We start from the raw sequence: 16,385 nt of genomic DNA on the forward strand, positions 1-16,385 counted from the left end.
TGCCGTTGCGCATGCTTCCTCCGAAGGAGAACCCTCATGTCGGATTCCAATGCCTCCGCCGCATCCGCGTCACATCGCCACTCCTCAGACATTCAGCAGCTCGTGGGCCTGCTCAGCAATTTGATGCCGCTGCTCTTGCGCCTGCAGTCGCAACCGTTCGAGCAGCCGTTCCGAACCATGCCCGGCAACTTCCCGATGCCGAGCCCGGTGCTCGATCATCAGGCTGCGGAAAACATGATCGGAGACATGATCGCGGAATCGCTGCGCTCGCTCTCCGCCTATCTCGAGGCCAACGCGGCACAGCATGCGGGCCTGGAAAACTGCGTCTCGATCGTCACCCAGGCAGCCAACAAGTTTACCGAGCGGGATTTTCCGCAGGCCTTCAACCTGATCTATTTCGCCTATCGCGCGATCGAAGCCGCCCGCGCAGCCGATCCCCGCCTTCCGTTACCGCGACAGGCTTCGATCGATCGCACGCAATCTTCTATCCACTGAAATCAACGGAGGCCACGCCATGGCAACAAGTCCAGATGATGCGCGACCGACCTCGAGCGACAATCGACGCAAGCCAGTGCGCACCACTCAATACATGATCGCGCCAGCGGGCGCCGGCATCAGTGCTCAAACGCTGGCCGAACAATTGAATCGGTTCGGCAACATCCTGTGGACCCACGACCAGCGCGGCGTCAGCGGCCCGCCAATTGCGATCGTGCGCATGCCTGACGAAACCGCCGAGGCCCTGCGCCGTTCCACGGGAGGTAGCCTTATCATCGAGCCGGACAGCCATCTGCGAGCAGCATCCTTTGCCGGGCCAACCTCCTCTTTGATCCCGACCACGACGATGACCGCGCTCGGGCCGGACTTGACGGTGACGATCCGGGTCCTCAGCGAAGCCGGAGCGCCTGTGGAACAGGCCATTGTACGGCTCGTTGGCGGGCAGGCGTCAGCTCAAGGACGGACGGACCGCGATGGCAACGTTGATCTTGCGCTGCGCGACGAAGTGCCGGAAACAGTCGCCGCCATTTTCGTCAGCCCACGCTCCGGCCATTGGGGGTTGTGGCAACAGCAGCCCTATATCGAGGCCGATGCGGTGAACACCCTCACCCTGAAACCGTTGCCGTTACCCGGCCGGCTGGATTGGGGCGGCGAAGCGATGCGCTTCGATCAGGTTCCCGACCACTGCCGTGGAGCCGACGTCAAGATCGCGCTCATCGACAGCGGCGTGACGACCAGCCACAAGCAATTGGCTCACATCAAGCACGGTATCGATGCCCGAAGTGGCGAAGATCGCTTATGGTCGAAGGACGTCACTGGCCACGGCACACCTTGCGCAGGCATCATCAATGCGGCAGCACAGGCAGATTACGGCATCCGCGGCTACGCCCCGGACAGCGAGCTGCATGTTTGCAAGCTTCCCCCAGATGCCCGTTGCAGCGACCTGATCGCGGCGCTCGATGATTGCCTGCAATACGGCATCGACGTGGCGTGCATCGGAGTCGGTTGCGAGCGCGGCTCCGTGCTGGTTGAGCGGCACATTGCCATGGCCAAGCAGCAAGGCGTCAGCATCATCGCTGCCGCCGGCAACTCCGGAGAGGGCATACTGTTTCCGGCCTGTTCTCCGCATGTCGTAGCGGTCGGTGCGGTCGGACAGGTGGGAAGCTTCCCGGAAGACAGTCTCCAGGCGGCGCAGGCCGCAGCCGCCACTGCGGCGGCGGGTGGGTTGTTTGTACCGCCGTTTTCCTGCCGCGGGTCCGAACTCGACCTGTGCGCGCCCGGTGTTGCGGTCATTGCCTGCCAGTCGCCGGACGGCTACGCGGTCTGCGACGGCACCTCGCTTGCAGCGGCTTACGTCACCGCGCTTGCAGCCTTGATCCTCGCCGACCACGCCGACTTCAAGGGCAGCTTCGCCGCAAAGGATGGCCACCGGGTCGAACGGCTGTTCCAAATTCTGAAGGATACTGCGCAGCCCATTGGCCATCCATGGCAGACCGGGGCCGGGTTGCCGGATGCAGCCCGCGCACTCGGCGTCCGATCCGATCAGCGGCCCCTCGCCATGCCTCTGAATGCCGGATTGCGCGAAATGCGCAACGCTATTCGGCAGCTCGATCGGATTCCATTCAGCGCAAGCCAGGCGATGAGATTCGAGCCGCCGCGCGGCCCGGCCAACGTGACGCGGCTTCCGCTGAATCCGGCCCCTCTGGCGTTCCAGGCTACCGGCGCGGAAACAGCGACGGTGCAAGAACTCAGAGCAGCCATGGCGCTCGCGGGTCTAGCGGAAGGACCTTAGGGGATGATCGGGACCCCGCAGTCCTAGAACGTCGCGCCCAAGCCTGCATAAGGGCCCGCGCCGGATGCAGAATTGCGCTGCAAGGGCCGCGACATATGGATGCGGGCGCCCCGGCCGGCCGGCGATGGCTCCCGCGATCAGCGCGAGCGCTTCGGCAGCTTTGGAAGCTTGCCGGGATTGAACGCGGGGACCTGTCCGGCTTGTTCAGGTGCCGGCTGCTGCTGTTCCGTCAGAATGAGCGTTCCCTGCAGGATCATTCCCGGCACTTGTTGTGCCGTCGCCGTGTAAGTCGCGATCTTGCCGGGGCAGTGTCCCTCGATGTCCAGCGTGAGCTCATCATCGATGCCGAAGACCGTCGCACGTCCATCGGTATGACGCTTCGTCAACACGGTTGCGGTGAAGCGATCGCCGTCGACCTTGCAGGAGCCGTGATACGTCATCAGGCTGTCACGGCCCCAGATCTGGCCGTCGGCGACATGGACGATACCGGTCCCCTGATCGAGGGGCGTCTTGTACCACGCCGTGTAGGTGCCATCCTTCAGCATGGGAGGCGTCTCCCTGGTATTCCCCCACAAACAATCCGCACCATTAGCGCTAAGAAAGCGTTAATCGCGCGGCCCGTGCCAATCCGGTCGGTCCCTGCGCAGCTCGGCTTCAAGATCCTCGATGATGCTATGAAGCAGACACGCGGCAAGCGGGTCGGTCACTTCCCGTTCCAGATGCCGATAACGCGCGATCCGGGATTCCTGTTCTCTCAACTGGTGCTCTGTCATCAGACGGGCCCTCCGGTAAACCGACGCGGAGACAGCCGAACAGTTTCGTTAAAATTTTCGGATCATTTGCCATGGTTTCCGATCGGTTAAGAGCAACACGGCGTCAATATTTGGCTTGGAAAAGCGGAGTTGGCCGGGCGCGGCTTTGCCACGGGTCAAAAAGCCGACGTCGCCCAGGAGCGCCTCGACGTCAGCCAAGAGGCCAGGTGCGGACTCTTGTCTTTGAGTCTTGCACCGCTGGCCTCAAGCCGTTCGTTGATGCTTCAAACCTATCTGTGCTACGCTAAAACATCATGATGATCCGCACATCCGATATCGTCTCGGTCTTCTTCCTCAGCCGTTAACAGCGGCGCCTGCTTCGAGCGGGTGGAAGACAAGAGCGTGCTGGGCAACTGCCTGGCCGCCCATCCCACATTCTTGGACCGATGAGCCGCACCCAACGTCGCATCACGCGGCGACAGGTGACCGGCCTATAACGATATGAGGATATTCATGCCTGTTGATGAACATGAGTCGATGCGCGCACTCAGCGATGATCAGATACAACAATTCATTCGCGACGGATTCGTCCGTATCGACCGGGCGTTTCCGCGCGAGCTTGCCGACGAGGCCCGCACCATCCTGTGGCGCGATACCGGCTGCGATCCCCACAATCAGGCGACCTGGACAAAACCGGTCATCCGGCTTTCCGGCTACAAGGACGCGCCGTTCCTGAAGGCGGAGCGCACGCCGGTGCTGCACGCCGCGTTCGATCAGATCGTCGGCGAGGGCCGCTGGCGCCTGGGCTCGCTGGGCTTCGGGGGCACGTTTGTCGTACGCTTCCCCCATCCGGATGAGCCCGGAGACGACGGTTGGCACATCGATACAAGCTTTTCCCCCGATGGCGGCGATTCGAATGAGCGGCGCGCGAATGTGAGGTCGCGCGGCCGCGCCCTGTTGATGCTGTTCCTGTTCTCCGACGTCGGCCCACGCGACGCCCCAACGCGGATAAGGGTGGGATCACACATCGACATGGCACGCTTCCTCGCGCCAGCGGGCGAGACTGGGATGTCGCAAACGGAAATGGCGCAGGGTTGGATGGGAGCCGAGCGGCCCGAGGCGCTGGCGACGGGTGAAGCCGGCACTGTCTACCTGTGCCATCCGTTCCTCGTGCACGCCGGGCAGCGCCACCAAGGGACGGCGCCGCGATTCATGGCCCAGCCGCCGCTGCATCCCTCGGAACCCATCCGGCTCGAGCGGGTGGACGGCAATTATTCACCAGTTGAGATCGCGATTCGGCAGGCTCTTCAGGGGGGCGGCTTGGCGGAATAACTCCGACCGGCCCCGAGGCGTCGGCCCAGYGGCTAAAAGTCTTCAACGCCAACGACGTTCGCTCAATCATTACCGGCACGGTCTCTGACCTCACGGCACGTCGCCGGCCTTGCGACTTCCGCCGATGCTGTGCGGCTTGTTGAGGAAGAACTCCCGATTGCCGAGAGCCGCCTCCGCGTACTGATCGATCGCGACCTGGATGGCCTCGATGTGCATCCGGCACCAGCCTTCGTAGCATGACAGGCGCCGCGCATGATCGAGCGCCTTCAGGAATTCCGGCGGCTCCTGCATGTCGGAGAAGTAGGTCGGCCTCTCGCCCTTCATGCCTGTGCCACCTCTCGCGGCGGGACAAGACGGCGCTTCTCGACATGGCCGCGCGGCGGCGTTGGCCGCCGGCGGGGAATGAAGAGGCTGGCGACGACAATCGGGTCGGTGTCACCAAGCGCGGCCCCCTGGACAAGCCCGCTCATCACGGTGCGCATCTTCATGACCTCGTGGGCCACGAAAGTGCAGTCCTCGTCCCGGTTGATCTGTTCATGCATGATCGCTTCGGCCTCACGCATGCTGACACGTAACGCTCTGATGACTCTGCGGATTTCATTGATGCGGTTGTCCATGGCTCGCTCCTTGGCTGGACGGTCAGCATAAGAACAAATCATGAACATTGTGTCAATCGGCCTAAGGTAGAACGGGCCAGTCCCGACACCCATGACAGGCTTGGCGACAGGTAGATCCGCTTCGCCGCGCCGAGTTCAGAACGTCACCCGCATCCCCGCATAGAACGCGCGCGGCCTTGCCGGGCTGAGCGAGCGCGGGTCGGTGAAGGCGTTGCCGCCATTGGTGAAGTTGGGCACGGCACCAGTGTCGAAGAACTGTCCGTAGGTCGCGTAGCGCTTGTCGAAGATGTTGTCGACCTTGCCGTAGAGCTGGATGTTCTTGGTGACCTGGTACGAGGTGTGGAGATTGAACACCGTATAGGACGGCAGTTTCGTGTATTGGTTGGACTCGTCGCCGACGAGATACTGGCCGGAGACGAACAGCGCATTGCCGCCGACTTTCCAGACGTCGGTGACGTTGTAGTCGACGCCCAGCTTGACGCGGTGGCGCGGGATCGCCGGGATCTGGTTGCCGGGCGAGACGTGGATGGTCTCGGTCACAGGGTCCCTGAACGGGCTCTCCGAGCCGAGTTCGAGCGCGTCGAGGAAGCGTGCGTCGACGAAAGCATAGCTCGCCTGGAATTGCAAAGTGGGCGACTTGATGTTGACCTCGGCCTCGAGGCCTTGCCGCCTGGTCCGGCCGACATTGGAGAAGTAGCCGAAGCCGGTGCGTCCGACCGCAGGAACGGCGACGATGTCGTCATAATTGGTGGCACGGAAGCCGCCGATCTTCCATCCGAGCGTGCCGATGTTCAGCTCCTTGCTGCCGCGCAGGCCCGCTTCCACGGTCTTGGACACGACCTGCTTCAATGGCGGATCCGAGACGAGAAACGCCGCGATCAGACAGGGACGGATTGGATCGGCGCAGCCGAGCTCGAGCGGCGTCGGCACGCGATTGGCCTCGGAATAGCCGGCATAGGCGGTCAGCTCGGGCGTGATCTTGTAGGTGCCGCCGATCACCGGATTGAAGCGGGTGAAGGTGTGATCGCCGTTGAGATCGGTGCCGAGCTGGTCCTCCAGTGTGATGCGCGCCACGTTGAAGCGGCCGCCGCCGGTGACGGCGAAGGCATCGGTGATATTGAACGTGTCCATCGCGTAGAGGCCGTTATATTGGTTGACGGTCCGCAGCGAGACGGGACCGGCAACGGGGGCTGGCGTGCCGGTCGCGCCCAGGAAGACGCCGCTACCGCTGACGACGTAGTTTTCTCCGATCGAACCGATCTCGGCGGTGGCGTCGTAGCGCGTGACGCTGGCGTCATAGGTTGCGCCCACCACGAAGCGGTTGTCGTGCCCGAGCAGCTGATCGGTGTTGGTGGCCTGCCCCGACACGCCGAAGGTGGTCGACCGTATCGAGCTGCGATCGATCTCGCCGAGGATGGTCCCCGAAGGAAACGGATTGGCAAGCTGCACGCCGTTCGTGCCATTCGCCGGCGTCGTATCGTCGCCGAAGCACAAGAGCCCCGCGATGGCGCACTCCTGCACGTCGGTCGGGTTGCCATCGACCAGCTTCTGCTCGTACCGGCGCACATGGGCGGTGCCTTCGAGCGTCCAGGTCGGCGTCGCATCGACCTTGCCGGTAAGGTTGAGATAGCCGACGCGGTTGGAGGTGGTCTGCGGCGTCGTGTAGGTCGCGCCCCAGTATTTGTCGAGCAACTCGGCCGGAACGGTGGCGCTGGCGCCGAAATCGTTCTTGGCCACCCCCATGTTGGCGTGGAATTCGCTGTCGCCGGCCTTGTAGCCGACATCGCCGTAGAAGCGCCGCACGGTTGATTGGGAGAAGTTGCGAAAACCGTTATCGCGCAGGCCTTCGAGCGCGGCGTAGACGCCGTAATTCTTGTCGACCTGCTTGCCCCATTGCGCCGAGCCCTGGATACGGCCGAACGAGCCACCCATGACGTCGAGCTCGGCGCCCTGATAGGTGAAGCCGTCCTTCATTTGCAGGTTGAGCGCGCCGCCCAGCGCATTGAGGCCGAAGGCGGGGTTGTTGGTCACGAGCGTCACCGACCTGATCGCGGCGGTCGGGATCAGGTCCCAGTTGACGGCGTCCGAGAAGGCTTCGTTGATGCGGACGCCGTTCTGGTACACGGCAAGGCCCTGCGGCGTGCCCGTCACCGGCGAGGCGACAAAGCCGCGGAATTCGACATCCGGCTGAAACGGATTGCCGGTGACTTCGCTGATGTTGACGCCGGCGATGTTGTCGCGCAGCGCGTCGGTGACGTTGAGCGAGCCGGTTCGCCTGATCTGGTTGGCATCGACCGCGTTGATCGCCGACGGAACCTTGTCGACATCGAGACCCCTGCCGGTGCCCGGCGCGGTCGGGTAGACGTAGATGCGTGTCTTGGGGCGGTTCGACGACGATGCCCCCGCTTGCGCCACCGGCCGCGACGATACGTTGCGCCTTGTCGTCGCGGGCGGCGGCGCCGTCACCTCGACCGGCGGCAGGTTCTGAACGTTGGTCTCCTCATCCTGCGCAGCCCCGGCAGGGCCTGCAAGGACCAGCCCCGACAGCAGCCCCGTCGAAACCGAGGCCATCCACAAACGACGCTTGAACCAATGACGCGTGCCCATCCCAGCCTTCCCATCCGTGACCGCCGGCTGTTTTGATTTTTCGCCATTTGGTCGAGACGAGTGTATTCGGCGGCAGCTCACGCGCCAGCCACAAAAGGTCGGGCGATATCCGCACCCGTTTTCCCGACGAAATCGGGAATTTTTCCCGATCAGGTCGCCGCCGTCGGCACCAGCGCCTCGACGGTCAAGCCGCCGTCGCCGGAGACGACGTTGAGCGTGCCGCCCAGCGCCAGAATCCGCTCGCGCATGCCGACGAGGCCGAAGCCCAGCTTCTGGCCCGGCTCCATGCCGCGGCCATTGTCGCTGACCCGCACCCGGGCACAGCAGCGGCCATCGCGCGTGACCTGCTCTGCCGGCTCGATGACGACATTGACCGCCGTCGCGCCGGCATGGCGGAACACGTTGGTGAGCGCCTCCTGCACGACGCGGTAGATGGTGAGGTCGGCGGTCTCTCCGGTCGCCCCGAGCCCGGACGAGATCGTGGTCTGGATCGTGACGTCGGGATGCGACTCCCGCCACAGCCGCGACAGCGATTCGAGCGCCTGGCCGAGGCCGAGTTCGGCGAGGCCGACGGGACGCAGCCGCTCCAGCACGCGGCGGGTGAACTGCTGCAGCGCGTTGATCTGCTCCAGCAAGGCGCTGCCGTGCTTGCGCACCGCCTCCGCGCTCGGCGCCCGCCCGTCCGCGAGCTTCGCCAGCGCGCTGGCATGGGCGCGCAGCGAGAACAGATACGGCCCGAACTCGTCATGCAGCTCGCGCGCGATCTCCTTGCGCTCCACGTCCTGGAGCGACACCGCGCGCTCGGCAAGGCGCCGCTTGTCCTCGACCGCCTCACCGAGCGTTGCCGCAAGATGGTTGAGCTTGGTGCAGATCGCCGCGAGCTCGGGCGCGCCGCCCGGCGCGACGCGCGCCTCATAGTGCCCGCCCTCGAGCTCGGTCATCGCCTCCGCCAGCGACTGGAGCGGCGCCAGCGCCCGGCCGACCACATTCATCATCACCAGGAACAGCGCGAGCGCGATCACCGAGCCGACCTCGAGCTGGGTCACGATGCCGTCCCAGATCTCGGCGATCTCGTCGTCCGGATGCGAGGTGATCCGCAGCGAGCCGGGCCTGCCATGGATCGAGACGGGCACGCTGACCGCGGTCTGCTCGGGATGAACCAAGCTGACGAACCAGGCCGGCGGCCCGCGCGTGTCGTCATCGGCGTCGGGCCGGGGTGGCGTCAGCGGGTTCCCGCCGGAATCGTGAAGCGCGATGCTGACATGGCGCAGCCGGCTGAGATCGCGCGCGATCTGGTTCAGCCTCGCATCCGGATCGGGCGCCTCGTTCAGGTCCGCGACGATCATCTCGATGAATTCGCGCGCGAGCCGGATCACGCTCTGGTCCTCGGCCTGCACCCGCGGCCCCGCCTCCGTGACCTGGCGGCCGATGTTGACGGCGAGCCCCAGCGCCAGCAAAAGCGCCAGCAGCAGGTTGATGCGCGCGCGCAAGGATAGATTTTGCCACATTGGTGTCGCCTGCTACTTGCAAAGCCTGGCCTGCACCTGTCCGATGACGTTGACAGAGGCGAAGCGCCCGATATCTAATCGAAAGCGTACAGCAATCCCGGCCGGGTTGCATGAGGCGACATGAGACGCGCGTGGCTCTCCTGTCCGGTATCATGCGGCGCAAAACAGGCAGGTTCTATCACGGGGAACGCGCTGTCGCGGGGAACGCCTATGCGCATTCTGATCGTCGACGATCATCCCATCRTGGCCTCCGGCTGCCGTGCCGTGCTGGCCGACGAGGGCGAGATCGAGATCCTGGAGGCCGCCGACGCCGAAGACGGCGAATGCGTCTTCATCGTCGAGCGCCCCGACCTCTGCGTCATCGACATCAACCTGCCGACCGTCTCCGGCTTCGAGCTGGCGCGCCGCATCCTCGAGCGCGCGCCCGAGGCCCGCATCATCATGTTCAGCATGAACGACGACCCTGCTTTCGCCGCGCGCGCGATCGAGTGCGGCGCCAAGGGCTACGTCTCCAAGACCGGCGACCCCGACGATCTCGTCGAGGCGATCCGCACCGTCGGAGGCGGCGGCACTTACCTTCCGAGCGCGATCGCGCGCAGCATCGCCTTCGCTGGGCCGGCGCTGGCGCAAAGCCCGCTGTCCAAGCTGAACGCGCGCGAGATAGAGATCCTGCGGCTGCTCAGCGCCGGAAAGAGCCTGTCCGAGATCGCCTGGCTGGTGCAGTCGTCCTACAAGACGGTCGCCAACACCTCGTCGATCATGCGCCAGAAGCTCGGGGTCAAGACCTCGGTCGAGCTGGTGCGGCTGGCGATCGACAGCGGCGTCGCCTGACGCGCGGGCGGCCGCCACACATTCGGTCACACAAGCGTTGCAATGTTGATGTGGTTAAGTGCCACTGGAGCTTAGGGCATGACGATTCAGACTGTCTCGACCAACAAATCCTACGGCGGCGTGCAGGGCGTGTACCGCCATGCGAGCCAGGCGACCGGAACCGACATGGTGTTCTCGGTCTACGTYCCCCCGCATGCGGACGGCGCCAAGCTTCCCGTGGTCTGGTATCTGTCCGGCCTCACCTGCACGCATGCCAACGTCACCGAGAAGGGTGAATTCCGCAAAGCCTGCGCCGAGCTCGGCCTGATCTTCGTCGCGCCCGACACCTCACCGCGCGGGCCGGACGTCCCGGGCGATCCCAACAATGCCTATGATTTCGGCCTGGGCGCCGGCTTCTATGTCGACGCGACGCAGGAGCCGTTCGCACGCAACTATCGCATGTGGAGCTACGTCACCGCCGAGCTGCCGAAGCTGGTCGCCGAGAACTTTCCGGTCGATGCCAGGCGGCAGTCGGTGATGGGCCATTCGATGGGCGGCCACGGTGCGCTGACGGTGGCGCTGCGCAATCCGCACCGCTATCGCGCGGCGAGCGCGTTCGCGCCGATCGTGGCACCGTCGCAGGTGCCCTGGGGCATCAAGGCGCTGACCGGCTATCTCGGGCCGAACAAGGACAATTGGCGCGGTCACGACACCGTGGCGCTGATCGAGGACGGCGCGAAATTCTCGGGCTTCCTGGTCGACGTCGGCGATGCCGACAATTTCCTGAAGGAGCAGCTCAAGCCGGAGCTGCTGCAAGCCGCCTGCACGAAAGCGAGCATCCCGCTGACGCTGCGACGGCAGGCCGGCTACGACCACAGCTATTATTTCATCTCGACCTTCATGGGCGAACATCTCAACTGGCACGCGGAGAGATTGAAGGGGTGATGTCTTCTCCCTCTCCCCGCACGCGGGGAGGGGCGAAGATCTCACGGCCTGCCGTAATTCGGCGCCAGCAACCGGTTGCGGATCAGGTAGCTCATCGTGCGCGTCCAGGATTCGTCGGTGTTGCCGCGCATGTCGGCGCTCGCCGCCGTGATCATGGCGCCGGTCTTGACGTCGCGCAGGTAGATGTTGAGGTTGATGATCAGGTTCGAGACCTTCTGCACCATGCCGGTGATCTCCAGGTCGGCACCCAGCTGCCCGGCGAGCTTGAGGTCGCAGCCGCCGCAGGCCTGCAGATTGGCGTGACGGGCGGCGTCCCTGACCGGCGCGATGTCGAGCACCTGGAACCGGCCGGAATCAGCCAGCTCCTTGCGCAGCTGCTCGCTGATGCGATCGAGCCGTACCAGCTCCGGCTTGGAGCCGTAGAACTCGCCGGGCAGGCTGGTGTCGATCAGCTCGAAATCGAACACGGCGAGCTTCGGCGGATCGGCGAGCGCGACCGAGCCCGTCAACAGCAAAGCGGCGAAACACAGCAGCGCTCGCATGATCGTGATTCCGCGTCCTCGCGTCGCGAGGACGAAATGCGGGGTTGCATGGCCTGACAAATCGGTCATGCTTTAGCAGAGACAATTCTCCATCGGCGGTCAAGCCGGGGAGGACGTTTGGAGGAAACATGATCCGATGGTTGGTCGGCCTGATCGGCCTGGGTCTTGCTGCGACGAGCGCGTTCGCGGCCGACCCTGTCATGATCGGCGTCGGCTATCTCGGAATCGCCGGCACCAGATCGACGCTGTCGCTGGTCGAGCAGCCCGCGGAGAATGACGGCGTTGCGGGCGCGCGCCTCGCCATCGAGGACAACAACACGACGGGAAAATTCCTGGGCCAGCGCTTTACGCTGGAGGAGCGCCGCATCAGGGAAGGCGAAGATCCGGTCCAGGCTGCGACTGCGCTTGCCGAGAAAAACGGCTTCATCATCGCCGACCTGCCGGCCGACGCGCTGCTGAAGGTCTCGGATGCCTTGCGCGAGCGCGGCACGCTGCTGTTCAACGCCGGCGCGATCGACGAGCGGCTGCGCGAGGCCGATTGCCGCGCCAATGTCATCCACACCGCGCCGACGCGCGCGATGCTGGCCGATGCGCTCGGCCAGTATCTGGTGTGGAAGCAGTGGAAGCGCTGGCTGCTGGTGGTCGGCTCGCACGACGAGGACAAGCTGTTCGCCGACGCGCTGAGGCGCACCGCCACGCGGTTCGGCGCCAAGATCGTGCAGGAGCGCACGTTTGAAGACGCCGGCGGTGCGCGCCGCACCGACTCGGGCGTGACGCTGATCCAGCGCCAGATGCCGGTGTTCACGCAACAGGCCCCCGCCTATGACGTGCTGGTCGCCGCCGACGAGAGCGAGGTGTTCGGCGCCTACCTGCCCTATCGCACCTGGGATCCGCGGCCCGTGGCCGGCTCGGCGGGCCTCGTGCCGCGCAGCTGGGACGCCGCGCAGGACCAGTGGGGCGCAATCCAGATGCAGAACCGTTTCATCAAGCTGAATTCGCGGCGGATGACGGCGCTCGACATGCAGGCCTGGACGGCGGTGCGCATGATCGGCGAAGCCACCTCGCGCACCAATTCCGGCGATGTGAAAAAGGTCGCCGATTTCATCAAGGGGCCGGATTTTTCCGTCGCCGCCTTCAAGGGCACGCGGCTGACGCTGCGTGACTGGAATCTCCAGCTGCGCCAGCCGATCCTGCTGGTCGACGGCCGCATGGTGGTCTCGGTTTCGCCGCAGGAGGGTTTTCTGCACCAGGTCTCCGAGCTCGACACGCTCGGCTATGACCGTCCGGAGAGCAAATGCAAATTGAAGTGAGGACACGGATGTCGCGCATGTGGCGTGTTGGGCTTCTCTCCGGACTGGCGCTTGCGGCGGCGCCCGCGCATGCCTTCATCGCCTATGTCTCGAACGAGAAGAGCAACACGGTTTCGGTGATCGACACCGACAGCTGGACGGTGACCAAGACCATCAAGGTCGGCCAGCGCCCGCGCGGCATCGACTTCACCCGCGACGGCAAGTTCGTGATGGTCGCGGTCGGCGACGACGACACCATCCAGGTGATCGACGCCAAGACGCAGAGCATCGTGGACAGCCTGCCCTCCGGCCCCGACCCCGAATTGTTCGCCCAGGATGCCGCCGGCAAGATCCTCTACGTCGCCAACGAGAMCGACAACACCGTGACCGTGATCGATCTCGAAAAGCGCGCCCGCCTCGGCGACATCCAGGTCGGCGTCGAGCCCGAGGGCATGACCATCAGCCCCGACGGCAAGACGCTGATCAACACGTCCGAGACGACCAACATGGCGCATTTCATCGACACCACCTCGCGCCAGATCGTCGCCAACGTGCTGGTCGACGCGCGGCCGCGCTTTGCCGAGTTCAAGYACGACGCGTCCGAATTGTGGGTGTCCTCGGAGATCGGCGGCACGGTCTCGATCATCGATCCCAGGAAGCACGAGGTGATCGGCAAGGTCACGTTCGAGATTCCGGGCCTGCGGAAAGAGGCCATCCAGCCGGTCGGCATCGGCATGACCAGGGACGACAAGACCGCCTTCGTCGCACTCGGTCCCGCCAACCGTATCGCCGTGGTCGATGTCGCCTCGCGCAAGGTGACGAAATACCTGCTGGTCGGGCAGCGGGTCTGGCACATGGCGTTCACGCCGGACGAAAAATACCTGCTCACCACCAACGGCGTGTCGAACGATGTTTCCGTGATCGACGTCGCCGCGCAAAAGGTGATCAAGACCATTCAGGTGGGCGAACTGCCCTGGGGCATCACGATCGCGCCATGACCAGTCCCGCCCCCATCGCCGAACCACGCGAGAGCGCGCCGAAGCTAGATCCGGCGGCGGTGCCGGCGCTGTCGATCGACGCTGTCAGCCACGCCTATGGCCAGCGCCGGGCGCTGATGGACGTCTCCTTCAACGTGCAGCCGGCGAGCTTCACCGCGCTGCTCGGCCTCAACGGTGCCGGCAAGAGCACGCTGTTCTCGCTCATCACGCGGCTGTTCGGCATCCAGTCCGGCCGCGTCGGCATTTTCGGTCACGACGTCAGCAAGAGCCCCGGCGAGGCGCTGCGGCTGCTCGGCGTCGTGTTCCAGCCGCGCACGCTCGATCTCGATCTGTCGCTGACGCAGAACCTGCTCTATCACGCAGCCCTGCACGGCATCAGCCGCCGCGAGGCCGCCGCGCGCAGCGCCGAGCTGCTAGGCCGCATCGGCCTCTCCGAGCGCGCCGGCAGCAAGGTGCGCGATCTCTCCGGCGGCCAGATGCGGCGGCTCGAGATCGCACGCGCGCTGCTGCACCGGCCGCGCCTGTTGCTGCTGGACGAGCCGACCGTCGGCCTCGACGTCAAGGCGCGCGCCGACATCATCAGCCACGTCCGCCAGCTCGTCACCGAGCAAGGCATCGGCGTGCTCTGGGCCACGCATCTGTTCGACGAGATCATGGCCGGGGACGATCTCGTGGTGCTGCACCAGGGCAAGGTGCTGGCGCAGGGGCCGATGAGCCGCGTCGTCACCGAAGCCGGCGCACAGGACGTCAACACCGCCTTCATGCGCCTGACCGGCGCGCAAGTGATGCCGGGAGGCGGCGCATGAGCAGCATCACCACCCGCGAGGCGCCGCGCGGCTTCTCGTTCCAGGAGTACATGACCTGCCTCACCGGCATTGTCTGGCGCGAGGGCTTGCGCTTCCTGCATCAGCGCGAGCGCTTCGTCTCGGCGCTGGTGCGCCCCTTGGTGTGGCTGTTCATCTTCGCCGCCGGCTTCCGCCAGGTGCTCGGCATCTCCATCATCCCGCCCTACGAGACCTACATCCTCTACGAGGTCTATATCGCGCCGGGGCTGATGGCGATGATCCAGCTCTTCAACGGCATGCAGTCCTCGCTCTCGATGGTCTATGACCGCGAGATGGGCAATATGCGCACGCTGCTGGTGAGCCCGCTGCCGCGCGGCTTCCTGTTGTTCTGCAAGCTGCTCGCGGGCACCGCGGTGTCGCTGCTCCAGGTCTATGCGTTCCTCCTGATCGCGTGGTTCTGGGACATCACCCCGCCATCATCCGGCTACCTCACCGTGCTGCCCGCGCTGATCCTGTCCGGACTGATGCTGGGCTCGCTCGGCATGCTGATCTCCTCCGGCATCAAGCAGCTGGAGAACTTCGCCGGCGTGATGAACTTCGTGATCTTCCCGATGTTCTTTGCATCGTCGGCGCTCTACCCGCTCTGGCGGGTGCAGGAGGGCAGCCCGTATCTGTACTATCTCTGCGAGGCCAATCCGTTCACCCATGCGGTCGAGCTGATCCGTTTCGCGCTGTACGGACAGGTCAACTGGATCTCGCTGGCGGTGGTTGCGAGCTGCACAATCGTCTTCATGATCGGCGCGATTCTGGCCTATGATCCCTCGCGCGGGCTGGCGCGACGGGGCCCTGCGGGAGGCGAAGGATGAAGGTTCGGATCGTGACCATGGCCGTTCTGGCGCTCGCCGCCACGGGCACGGCCGCGCACGCGGTCGATCCGCGCTATCCGGACTGGCCGTGCACGCAGGCGAAAGTGCCGGAGATCTCGCTCGCCGCGGTCTGGGCTGGGCCTGCGCTCGACGATGTCCAGACCAAGTGGAAGGACGATGCCAAGGTCAGCGCGCTGGTCTCAAAGCTGTCGGCGCGCAAGACGCCGCTGGACGAGGCCGAGAAATCGGTGAAGGAATTCCTGGCCGGCTCCGCCACCGACAAGACCACGAACGCAAAGCTCCTCTTCGCCGGCCTGTTCGAGACCCTGAACGCCCAGCGCGCCCAGGTCATGGTCGGGCTCGAACGTGTCAGCCGCAAGCAGCGCGACGCCGCCGACAATATCCGCGAGGAGACGCTGGCGCTCCAGGCCCTCCAGGGGGTGACACCGCGCGACGAGGCGAAGGTCGAGGCGCTCAGCAACGAGCTGATCTGGAAGACGCGCATTTTCGAGGACCGCCACAAGGTGGTGCGGTTCGTGTGCGAGGTTCCGACCTCGATCGACCAGCGCCTGTTCGCGCTCGGCCGCGTGATCCAGCAGGAAATGGAATAGCGTCAACCTCGCTGACGACTCCGCAGAAGTTCCCGCGATCTCATTGCGACTGTTAACGTTTGCAACGCTATCTGCCGGAACCAAATCGCTCTAGGATGTCTTGTCGATGTGAATCTCGAAATGCCGGGAGGCCTCGATGGGAACCACCAGATTTATCCTCGCAGGCGCTGCGGTCCTCAGCATGCTCGGATCCAGCGCTTTTGCTGACGACATGACCGGAATGGTCACCAGGATCGACCGTCTCAACGGCACGATCTCGATCCAGCAGACGCAGAAGGGAACGGTCGGCGGCAGCGCGGGCGGCGCCGGCGCGCTCCAGGAGTACAAGACCAAGGATGCCGCGATGCTGGATTCCGTCCATGCCGGCGACAGGGTGAGCTACTCTGCGACGGACAATAACGGCACCGGGACGCTGACCAAGCTGCAGAAGCAGTAG

Annotated in this window: 18 protein-coding genes; 11 read left to right on the forward strand and 7 right to left on the reverse strand. The window is 64.8% G+C overall.

Going from position 1 to position 16,385, the window contains the following annotated elements:
* Positions 1-36 precede the first annotated feature (36 nt).
* The gene (locus tag AC1D00_RS03970; protein ID WP_477009748.1) at positions 37-495 is read left to right on the forward strand and encodes a hypothetical protein; all 459 of its coding nucleotides are present in this window, start codon (positions 37-39) and stop codon (positions 493-495) included.
* Between the two features lie 19 nt (positions 496-514).
* A complete protein-coding gene (locus AC1D00_RS03975) occupies positions 515-2,287 on the forward strand; it encodes a S8 family serine peptidase (protein ID WP_477009749.1) in 1,773 nt (590 codons plus the stop codon).
* A gap of 137 nt (positions 2,288-2,424) precedes the next feature.
* Here the strand turns inward: AC1D00_RS03975 and AC1D00_RS03980 are convergent, their stop codons facing one another.
* Together AC1D00_RS03980 and AC1D00_RS03985 are read right to left on the reverse strand one after the other, a co-directional pair.
* Positions 2,425-2,832, reverse strand: a complete 408-nt coding sequence (locus AC1D00_RS03980) for a hypothetical protein (protein WP_404558186.1) — start codon at positions 2,830-2,832, stop codon at positions 2,425-2,427.
* A gap of 60 nt (positions 2,833-2,892) precedes the next feature.
* A complete protein-coding gene (locus AC1D00_RS03985) occupies positions 2,893-3,060 on the reverse strand; it encodes a hypothetical protein (protein ID WP_165448169.1) in 168 nt (55 codons plus the stop codon).
* Positions 3,061-3,552: 492 nt separating this feature from the next.
* Between AC1D00_RS03985 and AC1D00_RS03990 the strand changes: the two genes are divergently transcribed.
* Positions 3,553-4,371, forward strand: a complete 819-nt coding sequence (locus AC1D00_RS03990; protein ID WP_477009750.1) for a phytanoyl-CoA dioxygenase family protein — start codon at positions 3,553-3,555, stop codon at positions 4,369-4,371.
* A 90-nt stretch (positions 4,372-4,461) separates the two neighbouring features.
* Here the strand turns inward: AC1D00_RS03990 and AC1D00_RS03995 are convergent, their stop codons facing one another.
* The 4 genes from AC1D00_RS03995 to AC1D00_RS04010 all read right to left on the reverse strand — a co-directional run bounded on the left by AC1D00_RS03995 (position 4,462) and on the right by AC1D00_RS04010 (position 9,103).
* Positions 4,462-4,695, reverse strand: coding sequence for a hypothetical protein (locus AC1D00_RS03995; protein ID WP_027546492.1), 234 nt, complete (start codon positions 4,693-4,695; stop codon positions 4,462-4,464).
* The gene (locus AC1D00_RS04000; protein ID WP_477009751.1) at positions 4,692-4,988 is read right to left on the reverse strand and encodes a hypothetical protein; all 297 of its coding nucleotides are present in this window, start codon (positions 4,986-4,988) and stop codon (positions 4,692-4,694) included. Before AC1D00_RS04000 ends, AC1D00_RS03995 begins: the two co-directional genes overlap by 4 nt.
* 135 nt (positions 4,989-5,123) lie before the next feature.
* Positions 5,124-7,595, reverse strand: coding sequence for a TonB-dependent receptor (locus AC1D00_RS04005; RefSeq protein WP_477009752.1), 2,472 nt, complete (start codon positions 7,593-7,595; stop codon positions 5,124-5,126).
* A gap of 149 nt (positions 7,596-7,744) precedes the next feature.
* Positions 7,745-9,103, reverse strand: a complete 1,359-nt coding sequence (locus AC1D00_RS04010) for a histidine kinase (RefSeq protein ID WP_404558191.1) — start codon at positions 9,101-9,103, stop codon at positions 7,745-7,747.
* 210 nt (positions 9,104-9,313) lie between these two features.
* On the opposite strand from AC1D00_RS04010, the gene AC1D00_RS04015 reads away from it, so the two are divergent.
* Positions 9,314-9,934 (forward strand): response regulator, encoded by a 621-nt coding sequence (locus tag AC1D00_RS04015; protein ID WP_477009753.1) that lies wholly within the window; start codon positions 9,314-9,316, stop codon positions 9,932-9,934.
* A 78-nt stretch (positions 9,935-10,012) separates the two neighbouring features.
* Positions 10,013-10,858 carry an S-formylglutathione hydrolase gene (gene fghA, locus AC1D00_RS04020; RefSeq protein ID WP_477009754.1) on the forward strand — a complete coding sequence of 282 codons (846 nt, stop codon included), beginning with the start codon at positions 10,013-10,015 and terminating at the stop codon, positions 10,856-10,858.
* A 41-nt stretch (positions 10,859-10,899) separates the two neighbouring features.
* On the opposite strand, the gene AC1D00_RS04025 is transcribed toward fghA, so the two are convergent.
* On the reverse strand, positions 10,900-11,469 hold the full coding sequence (locus AC1D00_RS04025; protein ID WP_404558193.1) for a DUF3280 domain-containing protein: 570 nt from the start codon (positions 11,467-11,469) through the stop codon (positions 10,900-10,902).
* A 59-nt stretch (positions 11,470-11,528) separates the two neighbouring features.
* Between AC1D00_RS04025 and AC1D00_RS04030 the strand changes: the two genes are divergently transcribed.
* The 6 genes from AC1D00_RS04030 to AC1D00_RS04055 all read left to right on the forward strand — a co-directional run bounded on the left by AC1D00_RS04030 (position 11,529) and on the right by AC1D00_RS04055 (position 16,385).
* Complete coding sequence (locus tag AC1D00_RS04030; protein WP_477009755.1) at positions 11,529-12,710, forward strand: ABC transporter substrate-binding protein; 1,182 nt, start codon at positions 11,529-11,531, stop codon at positions 12,708-12,710.
* Positions 12,711-12,718: 8 nt separating this feature from the next.
* Entirely contained in the window at positions 12,719-13,687 is a 969-nt protein-coding gene (locus AC1D00_RS04035; protein WP_477009757.1) for a YVTN family beta-propeller repeat protein, read from the forward strand.
* Positions 13,684-14,493 (forward strand): ABC transporter ATP-binding protein, encoded by an 810-nt coding sequence (locus AC1D00_RS04040; RefSeq protein ID WP_135176678.1) that lies wholly within the window; start codon positions 13,684-13,686, stop codon positions 14,491-14,493. Before AC1D00_RS04035 ends, AC1D00_RS04040 begins: the two co-directional genes overlap by 4 nt.
* The gene (locus tag AC1D00_RS04045; RefSeq protein WP_027546482.1) at positions 14,490-15,338 is read left to right on the forward strand and encodes an ABC transporter permease; all 849 of its coding nucleotides are present in this window, start codon (positions 14,490-14,492) and stop codon (positions 15,336-15,338) included. Before AC1D00_RS04040 ends, AC1D00_RS04045 begins: the two co-directional genes overlap by 4 nt.
* On the forward strand, positions 15,335-15,949 hold the full coding sequence (locus tag AC1D00_RS04050; protein WP_477009756.1) for a hypothetical protein: 615 nt from the start codon (positions 15,335-15,337) through the stop codon (positions 15,947-15,949). Before AC1D00_RS04045 ends, AC1D00_RS04050 begins: the two co-directional genes overlap by 4 nt.
* A 136-nt stretch (positions 15,950-16,085) precedes the next feature.
* A complete protein-coding gene (locus AC1D00_RS04055) occupies positions 16,086-16,385 on the forward strand; it encodes a copper-binding protein (RefSeq protein WP_135176681.1) in 300 nt (99 codons plus the stop codon).

The sequence above is a fragment of the Bradyrhizobium sp. P2_E8 genome, from assembly GCF_056403875.1.

Coding starts and splice junctions, on each gene's coding strand:
- AC1D00_RS03970 (WP_477009748.1), top strand. CDS start 37: ATGTCGGATTCCAATGCCTCCGCCGCATCCGCGTCACATCGCCACTCC.
- AC1D00_RS03975 (WP_477009749.1), top strand. CDS start 515: ATGGCAACAAGTCCAGATGATGCGCGACCGACCTCGAGCGACAATCGA.
- AC1D00_RS03980 (WP_404558186.1), bottom strand. CDS start 2,832: ATGCTGAAGGATGGCACCTACACGGCGTGGTACAAGACGCCCCTCGAT.
- AC1D00_RS03985 (WP_165448169.1), bottom strand. CDS start 3,060: ATGACAGAGCACCAGTTGAGAGAACAGGAATCCCGGATCGCGCGTTAT.
- AC1D00_RS03990 (WP_477009750.1), top strand. CDS start 3,553: ATGCCTGTTGATGAACATGAGTCGATGCGCGCACTCAGCGATGATCAG.
- AC1D00_RS03995 (WP_027546492.1), bottom strand. CDS start 4,695: ATGAAGGGCGAGAGGCCGACCTACTTCTCCGACATGCAGGAGCCGCCG.
- AC1D00_RS04000 (WP_477009751.1), bottom strand. CDS start 4,988: ATGGACAACCGCATCAATGAAATCCGCAGAGTCATCAGAGCGTTACGT.
- AC1D00_RS04005 (WP_477009752.1), bottom strand. CDS start 7,595: ATGGGCACGCGTCATTGGTTCAAGCGTCGTTTGTGGATGGCCTCGGTT.
- AC1D00_RS04010 (WP_404558191.1), bottom strand. CDS start 9,103: ATGTGGCAAAATCTATCCTTGCGCGCGCGCATCAACCTGCTGCTGGCG.
- AC1D00_RS04025 (WP_404558193.1), bottom strand. CDS start 11,469: ATGACCGATTTGTCAGGCCATGCAACCCCGCATTTCGTCCTCGCGACG.
- AC1D00_RS04030 (WP_477009755.1), top strand. CDS start 11,529: ATGATCCGATGGTTGGTCGGCCTGATCGGCCTGGGTCTTGCTGCGACG.
- AC1D00_RS04040 (WP_135176678.1), top strand. CDS start 13,684: ATGACCAGTCCCGCCCCCATCGCCGAACCACGCGAGAGCGCGCCGAAG.
- AC1D00_RS04045 (WP_027546482.1), top strand. CDS start 14,490: ATGAGCAGCATCACCACCCGCGAGGCGCCGCGCGGCTTCTCGTTCCAG.
- AC1D00_RS04050 (WP_477009756.1), top strand. CDS start 15,335: ATGAAGGTTCGGATCGTGACCATGGCCGTTCTGGCGCTCGCCGCCACG.
- AC1D00_RS04055 (WP_135176681.1), top strand. CDS start 16,086: ATGGGAACCACCAGATTTATCCTCGCAGGCGCTGCGGTCCTCAGCATG.